The following is a 26,070-nucleotide window of genomic DNA, read 5'->3' as shown; positions in this document are numbered from 1 at the left end:
TCAAATGAGGATTTGAAATGACTAAACAAAGTATAGATGATCAGGCGTCATTTTCCGCACCCATTGAAGATTTGCAAGTGCGAATTGCATTTTTGGACGATTTAGTTGAGCAATTGAATGAACAAGTGGTTCATCAAAGTCTGGAAATTGCTGATTTAAAGAAACAAATGCAGTTGTTATATCAGCGGGTAGAGTCGGCAGATTTGTCGGATGGGATTGCACCATTTGACCCGATGACCAATCGCCCACCACACTATTAATCAATCGTACTTAATCAACGGTATTGGTTTCCGTGCTGATTTTAATTTGACCTTTGCTGTACTTCCCGCTGTAATGCTCGGCTGCTGTGCCTGAATCTTTTAAACCCTATTGTGTCCGCTAAAGTTTATGTCCTCTAAAGTTGTATTACTTGACCTTGAAAACAACCTGCCTACCGCGACTTTGTTGCGAGAAATTATTGAGCATCATCCGAGTGTGTATCTGTTTAATTGTGCAGGAAAATTTGAATATAACTTGCAGGATTTAACTGAACTCGCTGGCTGGATCAGTACGGGTCAACTTATGATTTTAGACAGCCCGCGCGCAGAGTTTAAAGAGTTTGAATATGCAGTGGTAGTTGGGCAACTGATGGCACTGCTAGAGCCAGAAACACAAGTTGAAGTGATTTCTGCGGCTGACAGTATTCAGATTTTAATGGAAATGTTGCAAGCATCTGAAATTGCCTGTCACCTGATTCATATTCAGCCTGAAATGCAGTCTGGGAAAAGCAAAAATCGTTTACCAAGCCCAATGGCAATTCGCAACAAACCTGAATTGCTGTTGGTAAAAAAGTATTGTGATGCGTTGGCAAAAATGTCAGGCAAGCCAACTAACGTAGAGGCTTTAAAAAACTCGATTGCCAATATTTTGCAACTTGAGGCAGACAAAGTGCAGCATGTGGTTGGTATGTTGATGAACCTGAAAATTGTAAAGCGGGTGGATGAGCAAATTAGCTTTCGTAAAAAAGTACTGAAGCAGTGGGTTCAACTTGACTTGGATGCTGTGGAAGAATCTACGCAAGAGGCGACAGTCACTTCTACAATCGTGGCGCAAACTGAAGCCGTAGAGCCACATCCTCAGCACAGTTTGTTTAAAAACTTTAGCCAAATTGACCCTGTGCAATGGGAAGTTGCCAAAAAGTTACGTGAGCTAAAAGGTGAAAAACCGAAAGATATTTATGAATTGCGTGATTTACTAGAGCGGTTGTTTCCAAAGTCTGATATTCGTTTATTGCTCAAAGAACTGATTGAAAAAGGCTATATTTATTGGAATGGACATGAAGTGCTATATAGTCATGAGATGTTTTTAAGCTAAGTTTTAGAATTTTTCGATTAATGGCATGAGTCGATTTAAAACCCATCTGCAAGATAGTTTTTTATCGATACGACTGATTTAAGTCATCATTTATCAACCATTTAAAGTTTTGAAAATGATGCCTTTTCACGTAAGACGATTTTAAGCTGTTTGTAGGCAGATAGACTAAAACACTTGAAATAAATAAATCACAGCTTATTTTAATCTTGCGTTTTATATTGTGCTTATGCAACTCTAATATAAGAATAGAAAGGTTGTACTATGGAAAATACTGGAATTTGGGTTGCCGTTGCCATCATTATATTTGTGATGGGCTCTATTTTTGGTCTGCGTGTCAGCCCAAGAGAAAAAGCTTTAGGATTGATGCGTGAAAAAGCCCGAAAAATGGGACTACACCCTCGTTTGGTGGTTGCACCTGATTGGACAAAAATCCCCAAAGCTACGGAATCACGTGCCAGTATGGTGGCGTATTACAGCGTACTCATTGCCGATGCACGTTTACCGTTAATGCGTGCTTTAGTGACAGATCAAAAGCTAGAGCTGTTGCATGGCGATGAGAAATTCCAAGGCTTACCCATTGCATTAAAGGGCATTTATGCTATTGATATGCAGGCAAACTGTGTAGGAATCTATTGGGATGAAGAAGCCGATCTTCGCGCAACTCAATTAGATGAGATGAAAGCCTTTTTACATAGCTTGGCTGAACGTTAATTTTTAAACCATTAAATAGGAAATACGGTTACTTATGGCGAACGCTCCTCGGTCCACATCCAAAAGCACTGCAGCCAAATCTGAAGCTGGTCACAAACGTGCTTTAGTGATTGTGGAGTCGCCTGCAAAAGCGAAAACAATCAATAAATATCTTGGTTCGGACTACATTGTGAAGTCTTCGGTCGGTCACGTGCGTGATTTGCCAACCAGTGGTGGCGCAAAAACCACAGAAAAGAAAACCACCACCCGAACCAAACTGACCGAGGCTCAGAAAGCTGAAAAAGCTCAACAAGCATTAGTCAACCGTATGGGGGTTGATCCTGAACATGACTGGAAAGCACACTATGAAGTGCTGCCAGGCAAAGAAAATGTAGTCGCTGAATTAAAAAAACTGGCATCGCAGGTCGATGAAGTCTATCTCGCAACGGACTTGGACCGTGAAGGGGAAGCGATTGCGTGGCACTTAAAAGAAGTCATTGGTGGAGATGACTCACGTTATCAACGTGTCGTGTTTAACGAAATTACCAAAAATGCGATTCAAGAAGCCTTTAAGCATCCTGCGCGTTTAGATACCAACAAAGTCAATGCCCAACAGGCACGTCGTTTCTTAGATCGCGTGGTGGGTTTTATGATTTCGCCACTGCTCTGGGAAAAAATTGCCCGTGGTTTATCGGCAGGACGGGTGCAGTCAGTTGCAGTTAAACTAGTAGTAGAACGTGAACGTGAAATTCGTGCCTTTGTACCTGAAGAATACTGGCAGGTCTTTGCAGATACTAAATCTGAAAAAGATGACATTCGCCTAGAAGCGGTTAAGCAAGCGGGTAAAACCCTCAAGTTACGCAACAAAGCTGAAACCGATGCTTTACTGAACTTGATTAAAGATGCGCAATACACCGTATCTGCACGTGAAGATAAGCCGACCAAAGTCAACCCAAGTGCGCCGTATATCACGTCAACGCTGCAACAGGCTGCGAGTACCCGTCTTGGTTTTTCAGTCAAGAAAACCATGATGCTAGCACAGCGTTTGTATGAGGCAGGTTTTATCACCTATATGCGTACAGACTCGACCTTCCTGAGTGATGACGCGGTCAATATGGTGCGTACGCATATTGAAGCGGAGTTTGGTCAAAAATATCTGCCTGCTAAACCAAATCGTTATGGCAATAAAGCAGGTGCACAAGAAGCGCACGAAGCGATTCGTCCATCTAATGTTGCGCTTAAAGGCGACAATTTAGTGGGTGTAGAACGCGATGCACAGCGTTTATATGATCTGATTTGGCGTCAGTTCGTCGCTTGCCAAATGACACCAGCCGAATATTTATCATCGACCATTTTAGTGGATGCCAATGGTGTCGAGTTAAAAGCCAAAGGTCGTACGCTGGTTTTTGATGGTTTTACTAAAGTGCGTGGGCAAAACAAATCGGATGATGATGTGTTACTGCCTGCAGTTAAAGTCGGTGAAATTCTTAAATTAGAGAAGCTTGATCCATCACAACACTTTACCAAACCACCTGCGCGTTTTACCGAAGCCTCTTTGGTGAAAGAGCTTGAGAAAAAAGGTATTGGACGTCCATCGACCTATGCTGCGATTATTTCAACTATTCAAGACCGTGGTTATGTCAAACTGGAAAACCGTCGTCTTTATGCCGAAAAAATGGGTGAGATTGTTACAGACCGCCTGGATGAAAGTTTTAATAATCTGATGAACTACGACTTTACAGCAGACTTGGAAGGTCAGCTAGATAAGGTTGCAGATGGTGAACGTGACTGGAAAGACTTACTCAACAGTTTTTATGGTGACTTCAAACAGCGTTTGACCAATGCACAGGGCGAACAAGGCATGCGCCGTAACTTGCCTGTAGAGGTCGATGCAGTACATTGTAAAGAATGCTCACGACCAATGCAGATTCGTACAGGTACGACAGGCGTATTCTTAGGCTGCTCAGGCTATAACTTGCCGCCAAAAGAGCGTTGTAAGGGAACGCTGAACCTGACACCTGTAGAATCACTTGCCGCCTTATCCGATGATGATGCCGCTGAAACCGCAGATTTGATGTCTAAAAAGCGCTGTCCAATTTGTGAAACAGCCATGGACAGTTATGTAATTGATGGCGGTCGTAAACTGCACATTTGTGGGAATAACCCAGACTGTTCAGGTTTTGAGCTTGAAGAAGGCGAGTTCAAAATTAAAGGCTATGATGGTCCAACCATTCCTTGTGACAAGTGTGATGGCGAAATGCAGCTGAAAACAGGTCGTTTTGGCCCTTATTTTGCCTGCACCAGTTGTGAAAACACGCGTAAAGTGCTCAAGAATGGTCAACCTGCGCCACCGCGCGTTGATCCAATTAAAATGGAGCATTTACGCTCGACCAAACACGATGACTTTTTTGTACTACGTGATGGTGCAGCAGGTTTATTCTTGGCAGCTAGCAAGTTCCCGAAAGTGCGTGAAACCCGTGCCCCGAAAGTGGCTGAGTTGCGTACGGTGGCAGAACAGCTTGATCCAAAATATCAGTTTATTTTGCAAGCACCTGATGCAGACCCAGAAGGTAATCCAACCTTGGTGAAATTCAGCCGTAAGAATCAAGCGCAATATATTGGTTCGGAAACGCCTGAAGGCAAACAAACCAAATGGTCATTGGTTTACCAAGATGGTAAGTGGGTTGAGGCTTAACACGATCTGTTATGGAGTTGAAGCCAAAAAAATTCGCCATTTTAATCGATGCAGATAACTCATCGGTCAACTCGATTGAGTCTGTATTGGAAGAAGTGGCGAAGTATGGCATCGCCAGTGTAAAGCGCGTGTATGGTGACTGGAGCAGCGAAAGTCTAAAAAATTGGCGTGATGTACTTTTACCGCACGCCATTACGCCTGTACAGCAATTTGCTTATACCAAAAGCAAAGATGCCACCGATATGATTTTAATTATCGATGCCATGGATTTGTTGTATAGCGGTGCTTTAGATGGTTTTTGTATTGTATCTAGCGACAGTGATTTCACGCCTTTAGCCTCTCGCATTCGTGAAAGTGGTTTAATCGTTTATGGTTTTGGGCGTAGTAATACGCCTGAAGCTTTTCGTAAAGCCTGCGATAAATTTATTTATGTAGAAAACTTGGTGTCCGAAGCTGAAAAAGCTGCGGTAGCAGAAGAATCTGATCAGAAAGGGAAAAATAATAAAGTTACCGATGTTGCACTCAGCATAGATAAATACACCTTGAACCTGATTTATAAAGCGGTCAAAGAAAATGCCGATGATAGTGGTTGGGCTTATTTAGGGGCAATTGGTACGTATATCAGCTCGGTCAAGCCCGACTTTGACACCCGAAACTATGGTTACGATAAACTCTCTGGTTTAATTAAAGCCTTGGGTTTATTTGAAACCAAATTACAGGGCAGTCAGATGTATTTGAGAAAGCGTAGTTTTAGTACGTTTGTCAAACTTGTCCAAAAAACCATTCAGCAACTTGCAGATCAGGCAGGTTGGGCAAAAATTTCCGAGATTATTCAACATATCGAACAAAATGATCCCTACTTTAATATTCAAAATCAGGGATTTGAAAATACACAGTCAGCTATACTTTCAATACACAGTGGTTGGTTGGAATTTTCCAGTGATCACAATCGTGTTAAAGTCGGCAAGCTGATGTCTTAATGTTGTCCTAATTCATGTGGAAAAAAATCCGAATTTTATGCTTATTGCTGGTTTTGCTGGTCGTTGCAGTCAATGCTTGGCGTGATCAGAGCCAAGACTGGAATAAGCCCATCATCGTATTGTTACACCCAATCAATGCCGATGGACGATCAAACACCCAAAACTATATCAATACATTAAATATCAATAATTTAAATTCTGCTCAAGACTATCTAAAACAAGCTTCTTTGCAGTATCGTGGGCAACCCATTGCGCTTTATTTCAAACAGGGGCGAGAATTAAAGGAGTTGCCACCAAAAGTGCCTGAGCAGGCATCACTACTTAATACTGTACTTTGGAGTTTAAAGTTCCGTTTTTACGCTTGGCAGCAACGACAAAGCAGTGATGGTACGGCAACCGTGACGCTGTACCTGAATTATTATGATCCGAGTCAAACTCAAATTTTGAAACATTCCACCGCTTTACAAAAAGGTAAAATTGGCTCGGTGAATTTATTTGCTTCTGCTGCACACAGTGAGCGCAATACCATGGTGATGGTGCATGAATTACTGCATACCTTTGGTGCCACAGATAAATATGATTTGAGCACAGGTCAACCGATTTATCCGATTGGTTATGCAGACCCAAATCAGCAACCATTGTACCCACAACGACAGGCTGAACTGATGGCGGGTTATGTGCCACTTTCGCAAAGCAAAAGTAAAATGCCTGAATCTCTACAACAGACACGTATTAACGAAATTACTGCCATAGAGTTGGGTTGGAAATAATGTGGATAAGCATGCACTTATCCATATCTCTACAATAAAACCTGTGTAAAAGTATGTGCTTGAGCATGACTTGAGTATGAATTGAGCCATTTATATTCATGGGTTTATTCCTAAACCGATCTGTTAAACTATTCATCCACCCAGTACGATGAGTCACTATGAGTTTAGCCAGCCTAATTGATGAATTGAATCCCCAGCAAAAACAAGCAGCCACGACAGCACATCAACATAGTCTGGTCTTGGCTGGCGCAGGCTGTGGCAAAACCAAAACCATTGTGGCGCGTGCAGCGTACTTAATTGATCAAGGTATTCCAGCCAATCAAATTCAAATTTTGACTTTTACTCGTCGTGCGGCGAGTGAAATTGTCGCGCGGGTGGAGTTGGCACTGGGTGAGCAAGCCAAAGGCTTACGTGCTTCGACCTTTCATACTTTTTGTATGTACCTGTTACGACGTATTCCTAAAGCTTTTGGCTTAGAGCAGTTTTCTATTATTGATCGTGATGATCAATTGATGATGTTTCGCCTCATTCGCGGAAAAGATGATAAGAAAAATCCAAGTCAGTTGCCTAAGCCTCAAGAATTATGTGATTTGTATTCTTTTGCGCGGAATACTCGTCAAAAACTAAGTGTGGCTTTAGAAAAACAGCAGCCTGAATATTTGGCCTTAAAAGATCCAATTGCTGAAATTATGCAGGAATATGAAAGCCGTAAACGCGCACGAGGCTTTCTCGATTATGACGATATTTTGGCTGTGGTGGCATCGGCATTGGCGCAGTCGGAAGGTCTGGTCGATTATGTCGCGTCAATTTGTCAGCATCTTCTGGTTGATGAAATGCAGGACACCAATCCTTTGCAATGGGCTTTGCTTGAGCCTTTAAAAGATCTGGTCAGTTTGTTTTGTGTGGGCGATGATGCACAATCGATTTATGGTTTCCGTGGTGCAGATTTTGAAAATATTCATCATTTCACAGAGCGCGTACCCAATGCTCAAATTTTCAAATTAGAGCAAAATTACCGTTCTACGCAGGAAATTTTAGACCTGTCCAATTGGTTGTTAGATCAAAGTGAGATTCGCTATAACAAACGGTTGCAGGCGCATCGTGGTGATGGCATCAAACCCAAAATGCATATTTTCCCGAATGAATTTGATGAAGCCAAATGGATTGCGATTGATATTAAAGAGCGACATTTCTTGCAAGGCGCGCCGTGGTCAGATCACATGGTCTTGGTGCGTTCGAGTTTTGCAGCGCGACATATTGAAGCCGCCTGTATTGCGGCAAGTGTGCCGTATCGTTTTATTGGCGGCATGAAGCTCTTGGAAACTGCGCATGTGAAAGACTTACTTAGTTTATTGCGCGTTATTGCCAATCCTTTAGATGATATTGCATGGATGCGTTTTCTCACTTTATGGAATGGCGTGGGTGATGTCGGTGCGAGTAAGTTGGCGCAGCAATTGTTACTTGAACCCACAATGGATAAGGTGATTGAAAAGCTGGAAAAATTTGGACGCTTGCCAGAAAAAACTTTATTGATCATGAAGCAAATGGATGTCTTACGCCATGAAGTTGCAGCTTGCGTCGGTTTAGGCATTGAAGCGATTCAGGAACAATTGGCTGATAACTATAAAAAAGACTGGAATCGTCGTCAGGGTGATTTTCAGTTGGTGCAACAACTGGCGGGTAAGCATGCGCAGTTAAGTGAGTTTTTAGAAGAATATGTGCTCGATCCTGTGTCTATTTCTGAAATTGAACGCCAGTCCGATACCGATGTGGTCACTTTAATCACCATCCATTCTGCCAAAGGTACGGAGCAAAAAGTCTGTTATGTGGCGAATGTGACTGCAGGGCAGTACCCGCATGCACGGGCGCAGGGCAGTTTTGATGATATTGAAGAAGAACGTCGAGTGCTGTACGTGGCTTTGACCCGTGCCCAAAATGAACTGATTTTAACCAAGCAAAATTTTAATTTATGGGCGCGTGATACGGTAGATGAACAAGGGCGCAAACTGGACAGTTATTTTTTGAATGATCTGACACGGCAGTTGTGTACGATGGAAACTCATCACCGTACCCGTCAGCAAACTGTGAAAAGTGCCTTGGTGGAACGCCAAGCGATTAATTTAGATTTTGGCATTGATCTCGATTAAACTATGCCACAAGGTTTCCTGCAAAAAGTAGAGTAGGCGAGTGCTTTTTGATGTTTTTTGCCTATTTTAAGGTTGTAAGATGAAAATTTTAGTTCGTAGTTTAGAGCGTACAGTGACTGAAGAAGAATTGTTAAAGCTTTTTCAGGAATATGGCACTGTAGAATCTTGTAATTTGGTGTTGGATGCTGCAACAGGAAAATCTAAAGGTTTTGCATTTGTAGAAATGCCACATGCACGTGAGGCAGTAAAAGCCATTAAAGCGCTGAATACTTTGCGTCTGCATGGTCATGGAATACGTGTCAAAGCAGCAGAAGATAAACCTGCATCAAAATAGTTCAAAGGGAGCAAAAAATGCTCCTTTTTTATGCGTGATTTTTAGTAAAAATACGAGATTGGCACTGCATTGGTGCGCGATTTTATCGCAGTAAAAATAGTGTATTTTTTATTGGGTGTTGCAGGAAAATCGGTTTAATCTAAGCTTCTTAGAACGCTAAATTGAGGAAATGCTCATGTCCCGTGTTGCTCGTTTTCATGCAGATCGTACCAATCAGAAATTATATTTCGCCCGTCTTTCATGTCAGCAGGCCGAGCAAACCGAGCATGTTCAGCAAGCGCAGGCACATCGTGAAGCTGCGGTGTTTCATTTAAATGGCGCGGTGCTGGCTTTTTTGCAGGAATTGGTGCGGTATTATCGTTTAAATGACAGTAATCCAACCCTTAAATCAATTGAAGAATTGATGGCAGCCAAAGGGCAGATTTCCCCTGAAGTGGCAATTTTGGAGCAACTGAGCAAATCGGGTTTTATTGCAGAGTTAAAGCGCGCTTATCGTTTATGTCAGTACACGCCCGAGCCAAGTGCACCAGAACCTGAACAGGAAACGTCATCCAATTTGATTATTAAAGTCACGCAATCTCCGCAAGCATGGCTACCAGATACGAAAATTTTGCGCGAATGGCATCGTGACTTAACCCAGTTGATTGATGGTTTTCGTAATGAAATGGTGGAATTTTAAGCCGACCAAACGCCCTTGAAAAAAATCTGATCAGCCCGATATAAATATTCTGAACGATGCAAAGTGCAAGCGCCTTTGCCGCCATGTCGAGCATGGAGGATATATGTCTATAGAGCAATTGAAAGAATTATTTGGTAATCAGGAAGCAATTTTAGAGCTGGTTCAGCTTGAAGGTGGCGAGTTGGCATTGCGTAATGCAGGCTCAGAGAAAGAGCCATTGGTCAAAATCCAGTTCAATGACGAAGTCAAAGCCATATTGGGCGATCAGACGGCTGTTGTGGCACAGCACATGATTCAGGCGGCATTATTTGGCTTGTTGGAAAAGCAGGTCAATGAATGGCATGCCGAAATTGTGGATGAACAGCCGCAATTTATGAGTTAATCCCAAAAGGTCTTTCGGTGATGAGCTATCTTTAATGAATAGATTGTCTATCTGCTTTGGTTAAAATCATGGACATTATTAGATAGTTTTTCATCAACACAATGAAAGCCAATCTATACGTCAACAAAAAAAGCGCAGCTTAAACGGTGCGCTTTTTGTGATTTTGGCTATGGGTTTTAGATGAATGATGCTCAATGCGTTGGTGGCTGATGATGGGCAATTTCAATTTGATTTAAAATATAATTGCTCATATTTTTCGCCATTTCTTCTTTGGCAAAATACACTTCACCAATGTTGTCTTTACGAATTACTTCCGCTTCGGCTTTGCTTTCTGCACACACCAAAACCTGAATTTCAGGGTTTAGGGTTTTGGCAATATCCACAATTTTATGAATATCCAAAATGTCCATAGGCGAGAGAACGAGTAGTCGTGCATGTTGAATATGTGCCTGAATCAGTACACCCGTTTCTGTGGCAATGCCGCTGACTGCAGCAATGCCTTTTTCGCGTAAGTCTTCGACAATTTCACGGTTTTCTTCCGCAATCACGACCTTAATATTTTCAGCCATTAAATTTTGAGTAATGCGGCGTCCGACTTCACCATGTCCAACAATCACCACCTGATCACGTAAATAATCTTGAGAAACTTCATCGGGCAGCATGGCTAAAGGGTCATTGCTGCGTTCAAGCAAACGCGCCAAATAAGAGCGTTCCCGAATCCAGTTTTGCACAGGCTCAATCGCAGAAAAAACAAAGGAATTGAGGGTAATTGAAATGAGTGCGCCTGCTAAAATCAGGTTTTGTCCTTCTAGTGACAGCAGTTGTAAAGATACACCTAGCGTTGCCAAAATAAAGGAAAACTCACCAATTTGTGCCAAGCTCGCGCCTACGGTCAAGGCTGTATTGAGTGGATAGCGGAAGAACAAGACCAATGCCATGGCTGCAATGGTTTTACCCACCATGATAATGCCGACGACCGCTAAAACGTGCAGTGGTTCTTCTATCAGAATACGCGGGTCAAACAGCATGCCCACAGCAACGAAAAATAGAATGGAGAAAATTTCACGTAAGGGTAAAGTTTCTTCTTCGGCGCGATGACTGAAATCAGATTCTTTGACCACCATCCCCGCAAAGAACGCCCCAAGTGCCATCGACACGCCAAAGATTTTATAAGCACCAAAGGCAATTGATACCGCAGCAGCGACCACAGTCAGGGTAAACAGTTCCCGCGAGCCTAAGCGAGCCACAATTTGCATAATGAAGGGCACAAGGCGTTTGCCAACAATCAGCATAAAGGCAATAAAGCCTGAAACTTTTAATAAAGTCAGTCCGAGTGTTAGCCAAATATTTTCATCACTGGCATTGTCGATAGCTTGTCCACCCAGTAATACAGCTGTGGCAGGCAAAAGCACCAATGCTAAGACCATCACTAAGTCTTCAACTAACAACCAGCCTACGGCAATTTTACCGTTCACGGAGTCGAGCAGGCCACGATCACCCAATGCTTTTAAGAGCACAACGGTACTGGCACAAGACAGACTTAAGCCAAAAATTAAGGCAGAACCAAAACTCCAACCCCACATCATCGACACGCCTACACCGAGCAGGGTCGCCACGGCGATCTGCAATACTGCACCAGGCAAAGCAATGCGTCGTACCTGCATTAAATCATTTAGCGAGAAATGCATGCCAACACCGAACATGAGGAACATGACCCCAAGTTCTGCCAATTGGTTGGCAAGATGAATATCTGCCACAATGCCCGGTGTGTTGGGACTAATGATGACACCTGCAATCAGATAGCCCATAAGTGGTGGAAGGCGTAAGCGCGCAGCGATATAGCCAAATACCAGTGCCAAGCTAAAACCAACGGCAAGTAAGATGATGAGTTCTACATCATGAGGCACGAGAAACTCCTAAGCCATGGTGAAGGTGCGGTCAAAAGACTGAAATAAGACAAGCACAAATAGTGCCAAAAAAGAAAACGAGGAAATTTTAACAAGTTAGGCAAAAAAAGTGCAAAAAAAAACGACCTGAATAAGGTCGTTTTTTAAAAAAGCTAAAATTATTTGATTTTAGCTTCTTTGAAAACTACGTGTTGACGGATTTTTGGATCAAATTTTTTGATTTCCATTTTTTCCGGCATAGTACGTTTGTTTTTAGTAGTGGTATAGAAATAACCTGTACCAGCTGTAGAAACTAAGCGAATCTTATCACGCATTGTCCTGACTCCTTACTTAGATCTTTTGACCTTGAGCACGAAGGTCAGCAACAACCTTTTCAATGCCCAATTTGTCGATAATACGCATACCTTTAGTGGTTAAACGAAGACGTACGAAACGTTTTTCGCTTTCTAACCAGAAACGGTGGTTGTGCAGGTTCGGCTCGAACCGGCGCTTAGTTTTGTTGTTGGCGTGTGAGACGTTGTTACCAACGACTGGACGCTTGCCGGTAACTTGGCAAACCTTAGACATGGTGTAACTCCATTGATTTAGCCAACAGCAAATCTGTATGGCCAGTCAAAAATAAACGGATGAATTCATTCAAGGGGCGTTTTATATCAAAAATACGCTTAAAAGACAAGCGATTTTCTTCAAAAACAGCATGAGCGTGTTTGATAGCTCATGCCTTGATCAGTTAACGAAGAAGCGTCTTCGAAATCAATCGATGAATCGGCTTATCAAATGGGGGGAGAATGAACTTCAAGCTGTAAAGCTTCGGATTAGACATTACCGACCGTTCATGTGACAAGCTGAAAAAACCTTCTGGACCGTGATATTTCCCCATGCCCGATGCACCAACACCACCAAATGGTAAGTCATCTTGTGCAACGTGGGTCAATACAGTATTGAGTCCGAAATGCCCTGAATGGGTTCGCTGTGCGACATAGTCGGCACGCGCCTGATCAAAGTCGAAATAGTATAAAGCAAGAGGACGCGGTCGGCTATTAATAAACTCGATTACATCATCAATTTGTTCATATTCTAAGATTGGCAGGACTGGACCAAAGATCTCATTTTGCATAATTTGCATGTCTGGACTGACATTGGTCAGTACCGTTGGTGCCATTTTACGGGTTGCAGCCACATTTTCACTTTGCGGATTAATTTCAATAATATTTGCACCTCGCTCACGTGCATCTTCTAAATAGCCCTGTAAGCGACGATATTGTTTGTCATTAATAATAGAAGTGTAGTCTTGGTTATCACGAATATGCGGATACATTTCGGTCACAAATTGCTCGAAATGCTCCATAAATTCGGCAGTTTTGCCTTTAGGCAAGAACATATAGTCGGGTGCAACACAGGTTTGTCCAGCATTCCAGAGTTTACCTACCGCAATACGCTGCGCTACATCGACCATATCGCTAGATGGATGCACCAAAACAGGGGATTTTCCACCTAGTTCTAAAATGACAGGCACAATGTTTTGTGACGCGGCAGCCATTACAGTTTTGCCGACTTCGGTAGAGCCTGTGAAAATAATTTTGTCAAAAGGCAAATGACAGAACGCATCGGAAATAATACCGCCGCCATTAATTACTGCCACCAATTCCTGTGGAAATGCTTCGCTCATGGCGTTTTCCAGTACTTTACCAAAATGCGCAGAAGCACTGGAAATTTTGATCATGGCATGGTTGCCTGCAGCCAAAGCACAGATCAGTGGGCCTAAAGACAACAGCAGCGGATAGTTCCAAGGTGCAATAATGCCAATTACCCCTAAAGGTTGATACTGTACCCATGCTTTTGCAGGTTGGTGGATAATACCAACCTGACGTTTAGATGGCTTCATCCAGTCGGTCAGGTTTTTGCTGTAATATTTGATATGTTCCAAGCAGGTAAGTAATTCACCAATTTTGGTTTCTGCAATGGCGCGGTTGCCATAGTCACGGTTAATGGCTTCGGCAAATTGATCCTGATATTTCACAATCACACGTTTTAAGCGGGCTAAGCGTTCAATGCGTTCTTTGGCACTTGGGACAGGATGACGCTGATAGGCATATTTCTGCAATGCCAAAATATCATCCAGACGTTGTAAATCGGGTGAATGTGGGGTCATTGAAGTTGTTTTTGTTTGACTGTTCATGGCATGTTACCATTCAATAAAAGCAATATAAGTTAATTTTTAGAGTATTTACTCTAATCAGTCAAGTGACTTTATGTTTTCATGCCCCTCAAATTTTAAAGAATGGTTGTTTTTAGGATGTCTCAAACCAAAACGTTGAAAACCAAAGAACGTATTTTGCAATTGAGTTTGCAATTGTTTAACGAGCGTGGTGAGCGTTCGGTAACAACCAATCATATTGCGGCAGAACTGGGCATGAGTCCAGGAAACTTGTATTACCACTTCCGCAATAAGAACGAAATTATTAAAGAGCTGATGGAACAATATCAGCAAGAAACTTTAGAAATGCTGGCTTTGCCTGAAAATCGTGGCTTAGATGCCAATGACAAAATTCGTTATTTTCAGGTTCTCAGTAGTCAGCTGTGGGCTTATCGTTTTTTGCATCGTGATGTCTATCATTTGGTCGAAACCAATGAAGATTTCCGCAAAATGTATCCACGTTTTGCAGGACAGGTCATGCAGCAGGGACAAAAAATTTATCAGGCCTTTGTGGATGCGGGTCTGATGCAAATGACTGAGTCAGAAATTGAAGCCTTGATTATCAATATTTGGATTGTGCTGACCAACTGGACGAACTTCTTATATATGTCGGGTCACATTACCGATTCAAACCATTTGGAAGAAAAATGGATTTGGCAGGCTTTACGTCAAATGCTGTTCCTTGAAGGGGCATATTTACGGGGTGAAAGTCGTGCAACCTATGAGCGTTTACTAGAAACACTAGGCACATCTGAACTGTTTGAGAGTTTATCATCCAGTAAAAATACTCAAGCCGACTAAGAGACTGAGAATGGCTATTTAGAATGTCTGAGAAACGCGCTAGAATACTCGGCTTGTTTTTCAATTTAACCAAGTAGTGACTAAAAACAACATGAATATGACGACTGCGAATACTGCACGTTTACTGATTACCTGTGAAGATAAGCCAGGTATTGTGCAGGCTGTATCGAGCTTTTTGTATCATCAAGGAGCCAACATTACCGCGCTTGATCAATACGCAACAGAAGCTCAGGGCGGGCGTTATTTCATGCGGGTTGAGTTTGAACTGGATCACTTGCAAAGCCGTAAAGAAAGCTTATTGCAAACCTTTGCTTCTAACGTGGCAGAGCGTTATGAAATGCAATGGCGTTTGGCTTTGGTCAGCGATGTGAAAAAAGTCGGCATTTTGGTGTCTAAAGTTGATCATGCTTTGCTCGAACTATTATGGCGTCATTCACGTGGTGGTTTACCATGTGAAATTACCAAAGTGGTGTCGAACCATGACACCTTGCGTGAAGCGGTAGAAAACTTTGGTATTCCGTTTGAAGTAGTGCCTGTTAATAAAGAAAATAAACGTGAAGCTTACGCTAAAATTGATGAATTGATGCAAGGCAATGATTTGTTGGTATTGGCGCGTTATATGCAAATTTTGGATGAAGAGTTTGTCTCTAAGTGGGAAATGAAAGTGATCAATATTCACCATTCATTCCTGCCTGCTTTCGTGGGCGCAAATCCATATAAACAAGCTTATGAAAAAGGCGTAAAACTGATTGGTGCAACTGCACACTATGTAACAGCAGACCTAGATCAAGGTCCGATCATTGAGCAAGATGTAGAGCGTGTAAACCACGACTTTACGGTAGATCAACTGCGTGAATTGGGTCAGGATGTGGAACGTAATGTACTGGCACGTGCAGTTAAATGGCATTTGGAAGACCGTATTATTGTAGATGGCAACAAAACTGTTGTATTTCAATAGGGTAAAAGCTATCTAAAAATCGAATTAAAACATGCCGACATGGCATGTTTTTTTATGCTAAAATTGTAATGTTATAACATTTATTTAAACTGTTTTTAAAATAGCAAATTTATTGGATGATTCACGTTTGTTATTAAAAAATAGTTGCAAATGAAAACACTTCTCATTTATTATTGCGTTACTTTAATTGTGCTAACCGATCAGTTTGATCGTTCGGAATTGTGATGGTTTGGCAATTGCTTTTGAAGGTCGCTGACTTTAATGAACCAATCTCCCAACGCTATGCTACAAATGCCCAATGCCATGAAAAAGAAAGTTGTGACGGCTTTAGCTGTTGTTGCATTAGGTCATGTCGGTGTGTTGTGGGCATTGGGGCAAATGCAAACTCCGACCTTAAAGCCCATAGAAAAAGAACCTTTAAAAGTACGCTTTGTAAAAATTCAAGAACAGCCTAAACCGTTGCCACCGCAACCTAAGGCTGAACCACAGCCTGAAAAACCCAAGCCTCAGCCTGTAAAAGAAGTGCCTGTGGTAGAAAAACCGTTGCCACCGCCACCGAAAAAAGTAGAAAAAGTACAGCAAGTTAAAAAAGCAGAAGCCCCTAAACCCGTGGCGAAGCCCGTAGAAAAACCAGTCGAACGTGTGGTGCAACCTGCACCTGTAGCAACGGTGACTGAAACTAAAGTGGTACAGCCTGCACCGAAACCGACAGTTGCACCTGTTGCGCCAGCACCTGCTCCTGTCGCACCTTCTGCTCCAAAAACAGTGTCGATTGGCGGCTCAGGCGTGCAATGGAGTCGTTCTCCAAAACCTTCTTATACCAATCGTGATTTACAGGGAGAAACCCGTAACGTGGTGGTTCGGATTGAAGCCAATGAAAAAGGCGTGATCACCGATGCTCAAATTACGCGTTCTAGTGGTGTACCTGCTTTAGATCAAAAGATTTTACGCGCAGTGCGTAGTGCAAAATTCAAACCGTACAAAGAAAATGGCGTGGCTTATCCAATTCGTGCTGAGCAGCCTTTTGAATTGACATTGAACCCTAACGGCTAACCTTCAACAGGAGTTCGAGTATGAACTTTTCCGTCTATTGGCAACACGCAGATGCAGTCAGCAAAACGCTGTATTTCGTGTTATTGGCGATGTCGATTGCGACATGGACCATCTTCGCATTACGTTTGATAGGCACGCGCCAATTGAAGCAACAAGCTTATGCTCAACTGTCACAGGCTTTAAATCAGCTTAAAGCAAAACTGGTGCCCTTAAATTTTGAGCAGCGTAAAGCGGTTGCTGAGCAAGCCTTATTGCGTCAAATTTCGGTAGAAAAAGCATCGGCAGAAAAAGGCGTATCGGTACTGGGTACAATTGCGTCATTAGCACCGTTTGTGGGTTTGTTTGGTACAGTTTGGGGTATTTTCCATGCACTCGTTGCGGTTGGAAAAAGCGGTCAGGCGGGATTGGCTCAAGTGGCAACGCCTGTTGGTGAAGCGTTGATTATGACGGGCTTCGGTTTGGCGGTGGCGATTCCTGCCGTGATTGCTTACAACATTTGTTCGCGTGTGAACCGTACCTTATCTACAAATTTGCAAGATCATGCACATAGTTTGTTGATTGACACCATGTTGCAACAAGATTCTTCTATTCAAAGAACTGAAGTGAATGCAACACAACAAAGTTTAGTGGGAGGTCAGGTTTAATGGCTTTTCAATTGGGTGAAGACAACGATTCAGGCATGAATGAGATGAACCTTATTCCCCTGATCGACATTATGTTGGTATTGATGATCATCTTTTTGGTGACAGCGACCGTTGCCAACCCATCTATACCATTAACCTTACCACAAACCAGCGCAGAAATTGTTGATTTACCGCCTGAGCAAATTCAGGTCAGTATCAATGCCAATGGTGAAGTGGCGTGGGATGATCAAATCATTAGTTTAGATGAGTTGCAAACCCGCTTTAATGATGCTAGTCAGCAAGCTCAACAGCCAACCGTGGTGTTAAGAGCAGATAAAGATGCGCGTTATGATACTGTGGCGCAAGTGATGTCACGTGCGAGTGAAGCCGGACTCAGTGATATTGCTTTCGCAACAGATGATTAAGTTAATCCTTAAAAATTAGCGATCTATTTAGGTCGCTTTTTTTATGCAAAGTCGCGCATAATGCCAAAACTCCTCAAGTACTCAATGATGTTGAATATCCAAAAGATTTAGGTTGAGTCCGCTGCTTACTTTAAAGTCTATTTTTTATCTCAGATCAGGTTCAGCCATGAGTTCACGCCAAGCACTTGATGCAAAAGCCAGCAGTATGATGCTAATTTTGTGTGTTTTTTGGGGTCTGCAACAAGTGGTGCTAAAAGTTGCTGCGGCAGATATTTCACCCTTGATGCAATTGGCACTGCGTTCAGGCTTGTCTGCTGTGATGGTGTTGCCTTTGTTATTGCTTGCAAGAAATACACAATGGGCTTCGACTGAATATCTGCCTGCAGGCATATTGGTGGGTATTTTATTTGCCGCAAAATTTTTTATGTTAGGGCAGGCGATTCAATATACTTCTGCGTCGCATGTGGTGGTTTTACTATATACCGCGCCTATTTTTGTGGCTTTAGCGTTGCATTGGAAACTACCTGCAGAGCGTTTATCTCGCTTGCAATGGGGCGGGATTCTGTTGTCTTTTGCTGGCATAGCGGTGACTTTTTTATGGCGTGATACTGTGCAACAAGAGAGCCACCAAAACTTCAGCCAGATGCTTTTTGGCGATTTACTTGCGCTGAGTGCAGGCATACTTTGGGCAGCCACAACTGTTGCGGTACGTCTAAGTCGTTTATCGGAAGCCCCTGCAACACAAACTTTGTTTTACCAATTGATGGGTGGTTTTTTGATTTTACTGCCGATGGCATGGTGGATGGGACAGGCTGAAATTTATTGGACAGCCTTAGCCATAGGCAGTTTGATTTTTCATGCGGTATTGATTTCGTTTATTAGCTATCTCGCTTGGTTTTGGTTGCTGAAACAATATTTAGCATCCAGTTTAGGCGTGTTTTCATTTTTAACGCCATTATTTGGCGTATTGTTTGGTGTATGGTTGTTGAATGAAAGCTTGAGCCAAAGTTTTATGATTGGGGCTGTTTTGGTCATGCTGGGGGTGTTGATGGTGAATGCTCAATGTTGGTTTAAACATAAAACCCAAGTACTAAAAAGAAAATAAGTATTTGCAGCTTTTCCATGAACTTGAGCAAGACTCAACATCAGCAATGTTGTCTTGTAAAAATCATCTTCAAATAACCTAGTAGCTCAATACGGGTTTAAATTTGAAGATGGGTGATATTTAAAATCTAGCGAGCGCGTACAAGATTATTTTTCTTCAAAAATCTTAGAGAGCGGAATCGACAATTTGGCAGCCAAATAGTCATCGGTTTCACTGAGTACGGGGCCAAGTTTTTGCATCCATTCATCATCAGGATAGACATTGGCCAAGTCCTGACGACGTGGCAATGAATACGGTAGCTGTGAATAAAAACTCCAAAAATCTACCTGAGATAAATTGCGCACCAAAACAAATTCATCATTTTCAGTACGTTTAATTAAATTTTGTTGTTCTAGCATCAGCACATAAGACGGCCAGCGCCCAATTTCATTACGTCCCAATACATCTAAGGCTTCAGCTTCAGTGACACTTTCTCCGCGCATTTGTTTTTTGTAAAACAATTCCAGTAAGTCCAATAGCATGAGCAGCGGATGGCATTTTTTTTCGCGACTGGCTTCAAAAGCGGTCAAGGCATAACTAATTTCAACACCTAACAGCACAATATTCCAAGACAGGAAAATCCACAGTAAGAAAATAGGTACGGCAGCAAAAGCACCATAAATAATTTCATAACTGGTGAAGTTGGACATAATAAAACCAAACAGGTTTTTCAAAAATTCAAATACAACAGCACTGAACCCCCCCGCAATTAATGCGGCTTTAATAGGTACACTGCGGTTGGGAATGGTCCAATTCAGAATAAAAAAACCTAAAATGGTTAGGGCAAATGAAATCAGCCATAAAATAAATGCTCCATTGAGCTCATAACCTGCAAAGTTATTACTCAGCACATTCATAGAAGCCAAAGTTGAGGAAATGACAAAAGCACTGCCCAGTAAAATAGGGCCTAATGAGATAATGGTCCAGTAACGCATAAAACCCATAATACCGCCACGGGTTTCCTTAACCCGCCAAATTCGATTAAACACAGTTTCAATACTGGTCAGCATCATCACCGTGGTCACGAATAAAAACAAAATCCCGATGACGGTTAAGTTGCTAGATTTGTCGGTAAAGGCATTTAAGGCTTTATCAAAGGCGATGGTGGTTTTAGGTAAAAAGTTGCTGTAAATCAGTTGTTGTAATTGTTGCCGTGCAGGTTCGAGTGCCTTAATGGATGAGATGATCACCAAAAATACGGTGAGCATAGGTACAACGGCAAACAGGGTAGTGTAGGTTAAAGAGCCTGCTTGTTCACGGCAGCGATCTGCTTCAAAGCGACGCAGCACAAATAAGACAAATTGAAACCATTGTTTGTCATAAAAAGGCAGTTTCTTTAAATACTCAACGATCATACAGTGGCTGTCTCAACTTTTTTAATCATCTTTATCTGTTTTCATGGTTAAGCTTAACCAAAAAAGCAGCAAAATACCGTATAGTTTTCATTTTTAGTCTGATTTCTTAGCATGATGCAAGCATATATTCTGGTTTTGTACTTTAGTAAATATGGTTCTACCAAAGAAATGGCACATTTAATTGCCAACGGGGTAGAGGCTAATGGCATGCCCGTTAAAATTAGAACTGTGCCAAATATCTCGACCGTGGTGCAACAAGCAGAGCCAAGTATTCCTGCCGAAGGTGATATTTATTGTACTTTGGATGACTTGGCCAATTGTGCAGGTTTGGCTTTAGGTTCACCTACACGTTTTGGCAATATGGCATCTGAAATGAAATATTTCTGGGATCAAACCACTAGTCTGTGGCTGAATGGCGCATTGCACAATAAACCTGCCTGCGTTTTTACCTCATCGGGTTCGATGCATGGTGGACAGGAAAGTACCTTATTGACCATGTTGCCGCCATTGTTTCACCACGGAATGATGATTATGGGATTGCATAATGCGCATCCTGCTTTATCAAATACCAAAACGGGCGGTACGCCGTATGGTGCAACGCATGTGAGCGGCCCGCGCCACGATCAGGCTTTGAGTCAGGATGAAAAAATCCTTTGTGAAGCGCAAGGACAACGCCTAGGTGAAATGGTAAAAAAATTACAGGGCATGTGAGATTCTTTCTTTAATTAAGATGAAGCGTAAAATGTGGATATCGTTTTACGCTTTTATCTTTTGTACTTGAATTCGATGGCTTATGTAGCATTGAGCGTGCTAAAAAATAAGTTCACTTTTCACCTAAAATCACCATTTGCAGTGATATTCAGTTTTTCTCTTTTCACGTCTAATAACCGCTTTAAAAGCAGAGTTTTCTGTCACGGTTCACGCAGCATTTTTTTGCAGGCTAGGGTCTGTTGACATTTCATAAATGGCTTGCGCTGTAGGCTAAAACTGAGCAGATCAGGCATGAAACGCAAGGAATAGCGAGATTATTGCTAAGTTTCATAACGCAATCTGAGAAAGTTTTAGCCACAGCCTTTCGGGGCGAGCATATTTTTTGCTGCTATTGCGTTATGTGCCAGTCATTTAGAATGACTAAATTTCCTGTCCCATGCCTTATATCAGCTAAAAAACCTTGCGAGATATATCTCTCATGCCGCAAACATAGACGAATTGTCAACAGACCCTAATGTATTGAGCACAACGGACTGCTGTAAAAATGAGAGATTGAGGAAAGTGAAAATGAATAAGTGGATGCTGATTGGGTTAGGTCTAATGAGTTTAGGGTGTTCATGGTCGAGTGTTGCAGCGACTGAAATTGTACATAGTCTGAGTTTTCCAGAAGAACAACGTATTGAAAAACAACCTGCGGAAGCACAGTATTTAGCGGCACAAAAAACTGTGATGACTTCTGCAAGCAGCACTGCAAAATAAAAAGATACAATCAAAAAGTGTTGCCATGTGCAGCATTTTTTTGAAATTGATTTAGGGCTATTTAGAGTTGCTTGGCTGTTTGAATTTTTTCTTTAAAGCGGTGTTTGCACTTGAGGCATTGAAAATCCAGAAAAATATTCTGATCGACAATTACACCTGCTTTTTTACCAAAGCGATGCCCAAGAAAACCGCCTGTGATTCCCACACTAATTGCCCCGACAAACGTGCCAATCGTGCCGCCCATAATTACGCCCAAAGGTCCTGCGGCAGTACCCATTGCCGCACCAATAGAAGCTCCTGAAGCTGCGCCGCCTACTGTACCTGCTGCCGTACCTGCAGAGCCTAATAACACGCCACCAATTTTTTGTAAGTTTTGTTGATGGTTGCGTTTTTCAACTTGAGTTGAACCACATTTCGGACAGACGATACTGTGTTCCATCAACGGATTGTCTTGTGTCATGACTGTAAATTGCCTTATGCTCATGCCGCATGCATCAATGCACGCAGACGATCTAAAAAGTGCTGTCTAGAGCTGCAATCAGAAAAACTAGACTGCTGAATCACTGTTATTTCAAGTGCAGAATGGCGTAGCGCGGCTATTTTGTAAATTCAATATATGTAAATGAGTTGTTTAAGTTTAAAAAAAGCATAAAAAAAAAGAGCGCCTAAGCACTCTTTGATCATCGGGTTTAAATGATGAACCAACATCAGTTTTAATCGACCTTAATCGCGTACAAATTCAACTGTACCGTTTGCCAAAGACTTTACTCGTGCCAATGATTCAACGCGATAGCCTTTTTCAAGCAATAATTCACGACCCGGCTGGAATGACTTTTCAATCACAATCCCAATACCCACGACTTCTGCATTGGCTTGATGGATTAAATCTGCTAAACCGAGTGCAGCTTGACCATTTGCCAAAAAGTCATCAATCACCAAGACTTTGTCGCTAGCGCTAATATGTTTGTTTGAAATGGCAATCGTGCTTTCAGTTTGCTTGGTAAATGAAAATACTTTAGAGCGGTATAAATCATCTTTTAAGGTTAAAGATTGATATTTACGTGCAAAAATTACAGGTACACCAAGCTCTAAACCTGCCATCACAGCTGGTGCAATGCCAGAAGCTTCGATGGTAATAATTTTGGTGATGCCTGCATCTTTAAACAAACGCGCAAATTCTTGACCAATTTGCTGCATCATCACAGGGTCAATTTGATGGTTTAAGAAAGAGTCGACTTTTAGAACCGCTTCAGATAGAACGATACCTTCGGCTAAAATTTTCTGTTCTAGTGCATGCACGGGAGAATCCTCAAGAGCAGGTGCTTTTCAAAGCAAAAGCGTATTTTAAAAAGCACCTGAAAAAATGCAAGAACAATTTACCAAATGGTGAATAACTGCCAAGCTTTGCTCAGTAGTTATATTCTAAATTAGTTGGTCGGGCCTTTATAGCCTGTGAGTAATAATCCATAAGACTTGTCTTTGTCTTGGTGGGTAACTTTGACAGGCAAGTAGTCAAGTTTTGGTGCCAACCAGAAAATCGTATCACGGTTTGGTTTGTTGTGTTTCAGCACCACTTTAATGGTATCAAAAGTACCATAACTGGTTTTGATTTTTTCTGAACCTTGCTTAATAAAGCGACGTGATTCCACCTCTTTATTATCGGCAATATAGTAGCTCGATTTTAAACCGCCACTTTTTAAGTCTTCACGGATTTGCAGTTCCGCATTCAACTCATCCAACACGCCCGCTTTCCACGCAAAAGAACGGGTGTCGCTGTCCTTTTTGGTGTTAATGGTTTTCGCCGAAGGATTGAAGTTAATACTCATGGTGTTGTTATGCACCAAAATCTTACTGCTGCGGCTAAAGCTAGATGAGCCAATTTTGCCATTATTAAAACTAAAACGGCTAGTTTCTGTAGCAGAGGCAATCACGCCTGCTTTGGCAGCAAACACATAACTCCATTGGTTACCTGTTTGGCTTAAAGTACGTGTTGCAGAACCTAAGTTTTTACCATTGTAGTTAAATTGATAACTGGCTTGGAAAGGACTCATGGCAAATGTTTGGCTAGAGAAACCAGCCAAAAACAGTGCTGTAGACACACCGGCTGCCATACCCATTTTTTTCAATACATGATTTGCCATTGCTGAGATATTTCCTCTGTATGTAGGGAGATGCAATTTACTTGCTTGTTGCCATTATACGCGTTGAATATGAAGAGAAAATTAGGAATTATGCGGCTTGTGTAGTTTTCCTGTATGTATTCTCTTCTAAAGTTTCAGCTTAGCTTTATTTTTGTTTCAGCGGTGTGACTTGCGTATCTGCAAGAGATTCTTCCACATCTTCTAGTCTTTCTTCAGACATTTTGCGGAACAACGCCGTTAAATTGACGTTGCCAGTGAGCACCAATTCCGCTTCACGTAATACCGCATGATTCACATGAACTTTGCTGAGTGTGTCAATGATAGAGCGGCTTTTGCCCAACCAGCGATTTAAATCTAAATGCAGCAAATCATCTTTGACTTTAATGACTTTGAGTTTTTCTAAAATCATGCCTAAAGGGTCATCATTGCGTATTTTTTGATAGTAAAATAAAGCGCACTTCACAGCGATTTTATGCAAAAAACTTGGATAACTTGCTTCAATCACCTGCGTGTCACTAATTTGTTCAAACACAATCAGCTGAGTATCTTTATTCAATTCCATCTGTACTAATTTTAAATCGACAGACAGAGTGATGTTCAAGCCGTTGTAATCTAGGGTTGCATAAAGACGTAACCAGTCGTCGTGTAAGTCTGCGTGCAGATCTTGCAACATTTTCACATTATCGGTCACAAAGCGCTGAAAAGTCGCATTTAAGAAGACCTGAGATAATGGAAATTCACGTTCATCCTCAATAAATCCTTCCGCTTTTTGGTACACTTGACGGATACGTTGAGAGATATTGGTGATCAGGGTTTGCATACGGCCGTCCAAGTCGTTCATTCATTCTTTACAGATACAAATATTTTGTCGAATTGTATTAAAAATACAGGCATAGAAGCTTGCAGTTTAGCAAAATAAGTTGCACCATTTTTAAGATTTTAAGGCTCAGTAGTCAGCTTTTTGATGAACTTCGCAGTTTTGCAGAAAAGCAAAAACTGAGCAAAGTAATATGCTCTTTAGTTTATACCGCATTTGGCGGCTTGGGGAATCAGACGTTTTGTCGGATTAATGTGATGCTAAAAAAAATTCAATTGATGCCTTCTACGCAAGATTGGTGGAAAGATCCTATTTTTGCTGCAGCGTTGCTGGTGGCTGCTGTATTGCACGCATTAATTTTGGCCGTGCAGTTTGCTGCACCGCAACAAAATGCTGCGGTCAAAGAGATTGCGGTATCGGTACGCATGAGCGATGCAAAAGTTGAAGATGCAGATTTCTTAGCCCAAGCCGATCAGCAAGGTTCAGGTACGTTTCGTGAAGAACATCGCATGTCGAGTGATATGCCTGCACCCATGACTGAACAAAGTGCAGGGGAGCAGCAATTGGAAAGTTTAGAGCGTATGCAGCAACAGCGTGAATTAAACTTTGAAGAAAAAGTATTGATGACCACGCTCAGTTGGCAAAAACAGGCTGCAGAAAATCAGCGCAAAAAAGCCATGCAGGAGTTGAATAGCCAATTCCAAGCTAAGGCTGCCATGGTCGCCAGTATTGAAGCGCAATATTTACAACGCCAACAAAATTTTAGCCGTCAGCAAAAAATTAAAACCATCGATGGGATTCAGGCCAAGCAAGACAACACCGCTGGTTATATGGAAAAATTCCGTCAAAAAGTCGAATTTTATGGTAACCGTTATTATCCAGAACAAGCCAAAGCACAGAATTTGGCAGGCGAAGTACGTTTAATGGTGATTTTGAACAACAATGGTGGGATTCGTGCCATTCGTTTAATTGAAAGTTCAGGACATGCCATGCTAGATGAAGCAGCCAAAGCTTCGGTGCGTAAAGCCGCACCTTTTGGTGCATTTGATGCCAAAATGAAAGATATTTCTGAATTGCGGATTGTACGGACGTGGCGTTTTGACCCTGCTGAAGCTGAGTTTGAGGTGCGCTAGTTTTTCCCTCTCTCTG

Annotated in this window: 28 protein-coding genes; 19 read left to right on the top strand and 9 right to left on the bottom strand. The window is 42.0% G+C overall.

The genetic code is table 11. The annotated features are described in order from the left end of the window. Positions 1-17 precede the first annotated feature (17 nt). The 10 genes from FTU58_RS02375 to FTU58_RS02330 all read left to right on the top strand — a co-directional run bounded on the left by FTU58_RS02375 (position 18) and on the right by FTU58_RS02330 (position 10,030). Positions 18-260 (top strand): SlyX family protein, encoded by a 243-nt coding sequence (locus FTU58_RS02375; RefSeq protein ID WP_004976120.1) that lies wholly within the window; start codon positions 18-20, stop codon positions 258-260. Positions 261-387: 127 nt separating this feature from the next. Further along, on the top strand, positions 388-1,353 hold the full coding sequence (locus FTU58_RS02370) for a hypothetical protein (RefSeq protein ID WP_180061986.1): 966 nt from the start codon (positions 388-390) through the stop codon (positions 1,351-1,353). Between the two features lie 261 nt (positions 1,354-1,614). Further along, positions 1,615-2,064 carry an ammonium transporter gene (locus tag FTU58_RS02365; protein WP_004976129.1) on the top strand — a complete coding sequence of 150 codons (450 nt, stop codon included), beginning with the start codon at positions 1,615-1,617 and terminating at the stop codon, positions 2,062-2,064. Positions 2,065-2,098: 34 nt separating this feature from the next. Continuing rightward, positions 2,099-4,738 (top strand): type I DNA topoisomerase, encoded by a 2,640-nt coding sequence (topA, locus tag FTU58_RS02360; RefSeq protein WP_179989442.1) that lies wholly within the window; start codon positions 2,099-2,101, stop codon positions 4,736-4,738. Between the two features lie 11 nt (positions 4,739-4,749). Continuing rightward, positions 4,750-5,718, top strand: a complete 969-nt coding sequence (locus FTU58_RS02355; RefSeq protein WP_154321061.1) for an NYN domain-containing protein — start codon at positions 4,750-4,752, stop codon at positions 5,716-5,718. Between the two features lie 14 nt (positions 5,719-5,732). Next, positions 5,733-6,488 carry a hypothetical protein gene (locus FTU58_RS02350; protein ID WP_179989440.1) on the top strand — a complete coding sequence of 252 codons (756 nt, stop codon included), beginning with the start codon at positions 5,733-5,735 and terminating at the stop codon, positions 6,486-6,488. 158 nt (positions 6,489-6,646) lie between these two features. Next, a complete protein-coding gene (locus FTU58_RS02345; protein ID WP_180061985.1) occupies positions 6,647-8,635 on the top strand; it encodes an ATP-dependent helicase in 1,989 nt (662 codons plus the stop codon). 79 nt (positions 8,636-8,714) lie between these two features. Beyond that, positions 8,715-8,969 carry an RNA-binding protein gene (locus FTU58_RS02340; protein WP_004976139.1) on the top strand — a complete coding sequence of 85 codons (255 nt, stop codon included), beginning with the start codon at positions 8,715-8,717 and terminating at the stop codon, positions 8,967-8,969. A 175-nt stretch (positions 8,970-9,144) separates the two neighbouring features. Continuing rightward, positions 9,145-9,648, top strand: a complete 504-nt coding sequence (locus FTU58_RS02335) for a DUF6586 family protein (RefSeq protein WP_179988458.1) — start codon at positions 9,145-9,147, stop codon at positions 9,646-9,648. Positions 9,649-9,751: 103 nt separating this feature from the next. After that, positions 9,752-10,030 carry a hypothetical protein gene (locus FTU58_RS02330; RefSeq protein WP_131261040.1) on the top strand — a complete coding sequence of 93 codons (279 nt, stop codon included), beginning with the start codon at positions 9,752-9,754 and terminating at the stop codon, positions 10,028-10,030. A 191-nt stretch (positions 10,031-10,221) separates the two neighbouring features. Here FTU58_RS02330 and FTU58_RS02325 read toward each other — a convergent pair whose 3' ends face one another. From FTU58_RS02325 to FTU58_RS02310, 4 genes are all read right to left on the bottom strand, one after another. Further along, the gene (locus FTU58_RS02325; RefSeq protein ID WP_179996528.1) at positions 10,222-11,937 is read right to left on the bottom strand and encodes a cation:proton antiporter; all 1,716 of its coding nucleotides are present in this window, start codon (positions 11,935-11,937) and stop codon (positions 10,222-10,224) included. Positions 11,938-12,095: 158 nt separating this feature from the next. After that, positions 12,096-12,251: a 50S ribosomal protein L33 gene (rpmG, locus tag FTU58_RS02320; protein WP_004976146.1), complete on the bottom strand. Its 156-nt coding sequence runs from the start codon at positions 12,249-12,251 to the stop codon at positions 12,096-12,098. Positions 12,252-12,267: 16 nt separating this feature from the next. Continuing rightward, the gene (gene rpmB / locus FTU58_RS02315; RefSeq protein WP_004976147.1) at positions 12,268-12,504 is read right to left on the bottom strand and encodes a 50S ribosomal protein L28; all 237 of its coding nucleotides are present in this window, start codon (positions 12,502-12,504) and stop codon (positions 12,268-12,270) included. 163 nt (positions 12,505-12,667) lie between these two features. Further along, complete coding sequence (locus tag FTU58_RS02310) at positions 12,668-14,116, bottom strand: coniferyl aldehyde dehydrogenase (RefSeq protein WP_180061984.1); 1,449 nt, start codon at positions 14,114-14,116, stop codon at positions 12,668-12,670. 117 nt (positions 14,117-14,233) lie between these two features. Between FTU58_RS02310 and FTU58_RS02305 the strand changes: the two genes are divergently transcribed. The 6 genes from FTU58_RS02305 to FTU58_RS02280 all read left to right on the top strand — a co-directional run bounded on the left by FTU58_RS02305 (position 14,234) and on the right by FTU58_RS02280 (position 19,099). Further along, complete coding sequence (locus FTU58_RS02305) at positions 14,234-14,935, top strand: TetR/AcrR family transcriptional regulator (RefSeq protein WP_004976150.1); 702 nt, start codon at positions 14,234-14,236, stop codon at positions 14,933-14,935. Between the two features lie 91 nt (positions 14,936-15,026). Further along, on the top strand, positions 15,027-15,893 hold the full coding sequence (gene purU / locus FTU58_RS02300; RefSeq protein WP_004976151.1) for a formyltetrahydrofolate deformylase: 867 nt from the start codon (positions 15,027-15,029) through the stop codon (positions 15,891-15,893). A gap of 261 nt (positions 15,894-16,154) precedes the next feature. Beyond that, positions 16,155-16,946 carry an energy transducer TonB gene (locus FTU58_RS02295; protein ID WP_104853035.1) on the top strand — a complete coding sequence of 264 codons (792 nt, stop codon included), beginning with the start codon at positions 16,155-16,157 and terminating at the stop codon, positions 16,944-16,946. Positions 16,947-16,966: 20 nt separating this feature from the next. Further along, a complete protein-coding gene (locus tag FTU58_RS02290) occupies positions 16,967-17,590 on the top strand; it encodes a MotA/TolQ/ExbB proton channel family protein (protein ID WP_180061983.1) in 624 nt (207 codons plus the stop codon). Continuing rightward, positions 17,590-17,994 (top strand): biopolymer transporter ExbD, encoded by a 405-nt coding sequence (locus FTU58_RS02285; protein ID WP_004976158.1) that lies wholly within the window; start codon positions 17,590-17,592, stop codon positions 17,992-17,994. The genes FTU58_RS02290 and FTU58_RS02285 overlap by 1 nt, the downstream gene beginning before the upstream one ends. Before the next feature lie 166 nt (positions 17,995-18,160). Next, on the top strand, positions 18,161-19,099 hold the full coding sequence (locus FTU58_RS02280) for a DMT family transporter (protein WP_180061982.1): 939 nt from the start codon (positions 18,161-18,163) through the stop codon (positions 19,097-19,099). Between the two features lie 146 nt (positions 19,100-19,245). Here the strand turns inward: FTU58_RS02280 and FTU58_RS02275 are convergent, their stop codons facing one another. Beyond that, the gene (locus FTU58_RS02275) at positions 19,246-20,493 is read right to left on the bottom strand and encodes a YihY family inner membrane protein (RefSeq protein ID WP_178866098.1); all 1,248 of its coding nucleotides are present in this window, start codon (positions 20,491-20,493) and stop codon (positions 19,246-19,248) included. A 114-nt stretch (positions 20,494-20,607) separates the two neighbouring features. Here FTU58_RS02275 and wrbA point away from each other — a divergent pair, with 114 nt between their 5' ends. Together wrbA and FTU58_RS02265 are read left to right on the top strand one after the other, a co-directional pair. Beyond that, on the top strand, positions 20,608-21,204 hold the full coding sequence (wrbA, locus tag FTU58_RS02270) for an NAD(P)H:quinone oxidoreductase (protein WP_180062020.1): 597 nt from the start codon (positions 20,608-20,610) through the stop codon (positions 21,202-21,204). Positions 21,205-21,771: 567 nt separating this feature from the next. After that, a complete protein-coding gene (locus tag FTU58_RS02265; protein WP_004976167.1) occupies positions 21,772-21,963 on the top strand; it encodes a hypothetical protein in 192 nt (63 codons plus the stop codon). A gap of 61 nt (positions 21,964-22,024) precedes the next feature. Here the strand turns inward: FTU58_RS02265 and FTU58_RS02260 are convergent, their stop codons facing one another. The 4 genes from FTU58_RS02260 to FTU58_RS02245 form a co-directional block, all read right to left on the bottom strand. Next, positions 22,025-22,423: a hypothetical protein gene (locus FTU58_RS02260; RefSeq protein WP_180061981.1), complete on the bottom strand. Its 399-nt coding sequence runs from the start codon at positions 22,421-22,423 to the stop codon at positions 22,025-22,027. A gap of 263 nt (positions 22,424-22,686) precedes the next feature. Continuing rightward, entirely contained in the window at positions 22,687-23,262 is a 576-nt protein-coding gene (locus tag FTU58_RS02255; protein WP_004976172.1) for a xanthine phosphoribosyltransferase, read from the bottom strand. A 128-nt stretch (positions 23,263-23,390) separates the two neighbouring features. Continuing rightward, positions 23,391-24,104, bottom strand: a complete 714-nt coding sequence (locus FTU58_RS02250; protein WP_004976176.1) for a DUF3108 domain-containing protein — start codon at positions 24,102-24,104, stop codon at positions 23,391-23,393. 145 nt (positions 24,105-24,249) lie between these two features. Continuing rightward, complete coding sequence (locus FTU58_RS02245) at positions 24,250-24,924, bottom strand: hypothetical protein (RefSeq protein ID WP_004976182.1); 675 nt, start codon at positions 24,922-24,924, stop codon at positions 24,250-24,252. A gap of 275 nt (positions 24,925-25,199) precedes the next feature. Between FTU58_RS02245 and FTU58_RS02240 the strand changes: the two genes are divergently transcribed. Next, on the top strand, positions 25,200-26,054 hold the full coding sequence (locus FTU58_RS02240) for an energy transducer TonB (protein ID WP_218948214.1): 855 nt from the start codon (positions 25,200-25,202) through the stop codon (positions 26,052-26,054). Positions 26,055-26,070 lie beyond the last annotated feature (16 nt).

Origin of the sequence: Acinetobacter sp. YH12120, assembly GCF_013418795.1 — a bacterium.
Classification (GTDB): Bacteria; Pseudomonadota; Gammaproteobacteria; order Pseudomonadales; family Moraxellaceae; genus Acinetobacter; species Acinetobacter towneri.
Note: the sequence above shows the minus strand (reverse complement) of the source record. Positions and strands in the feature narration are given on the sequence as shown.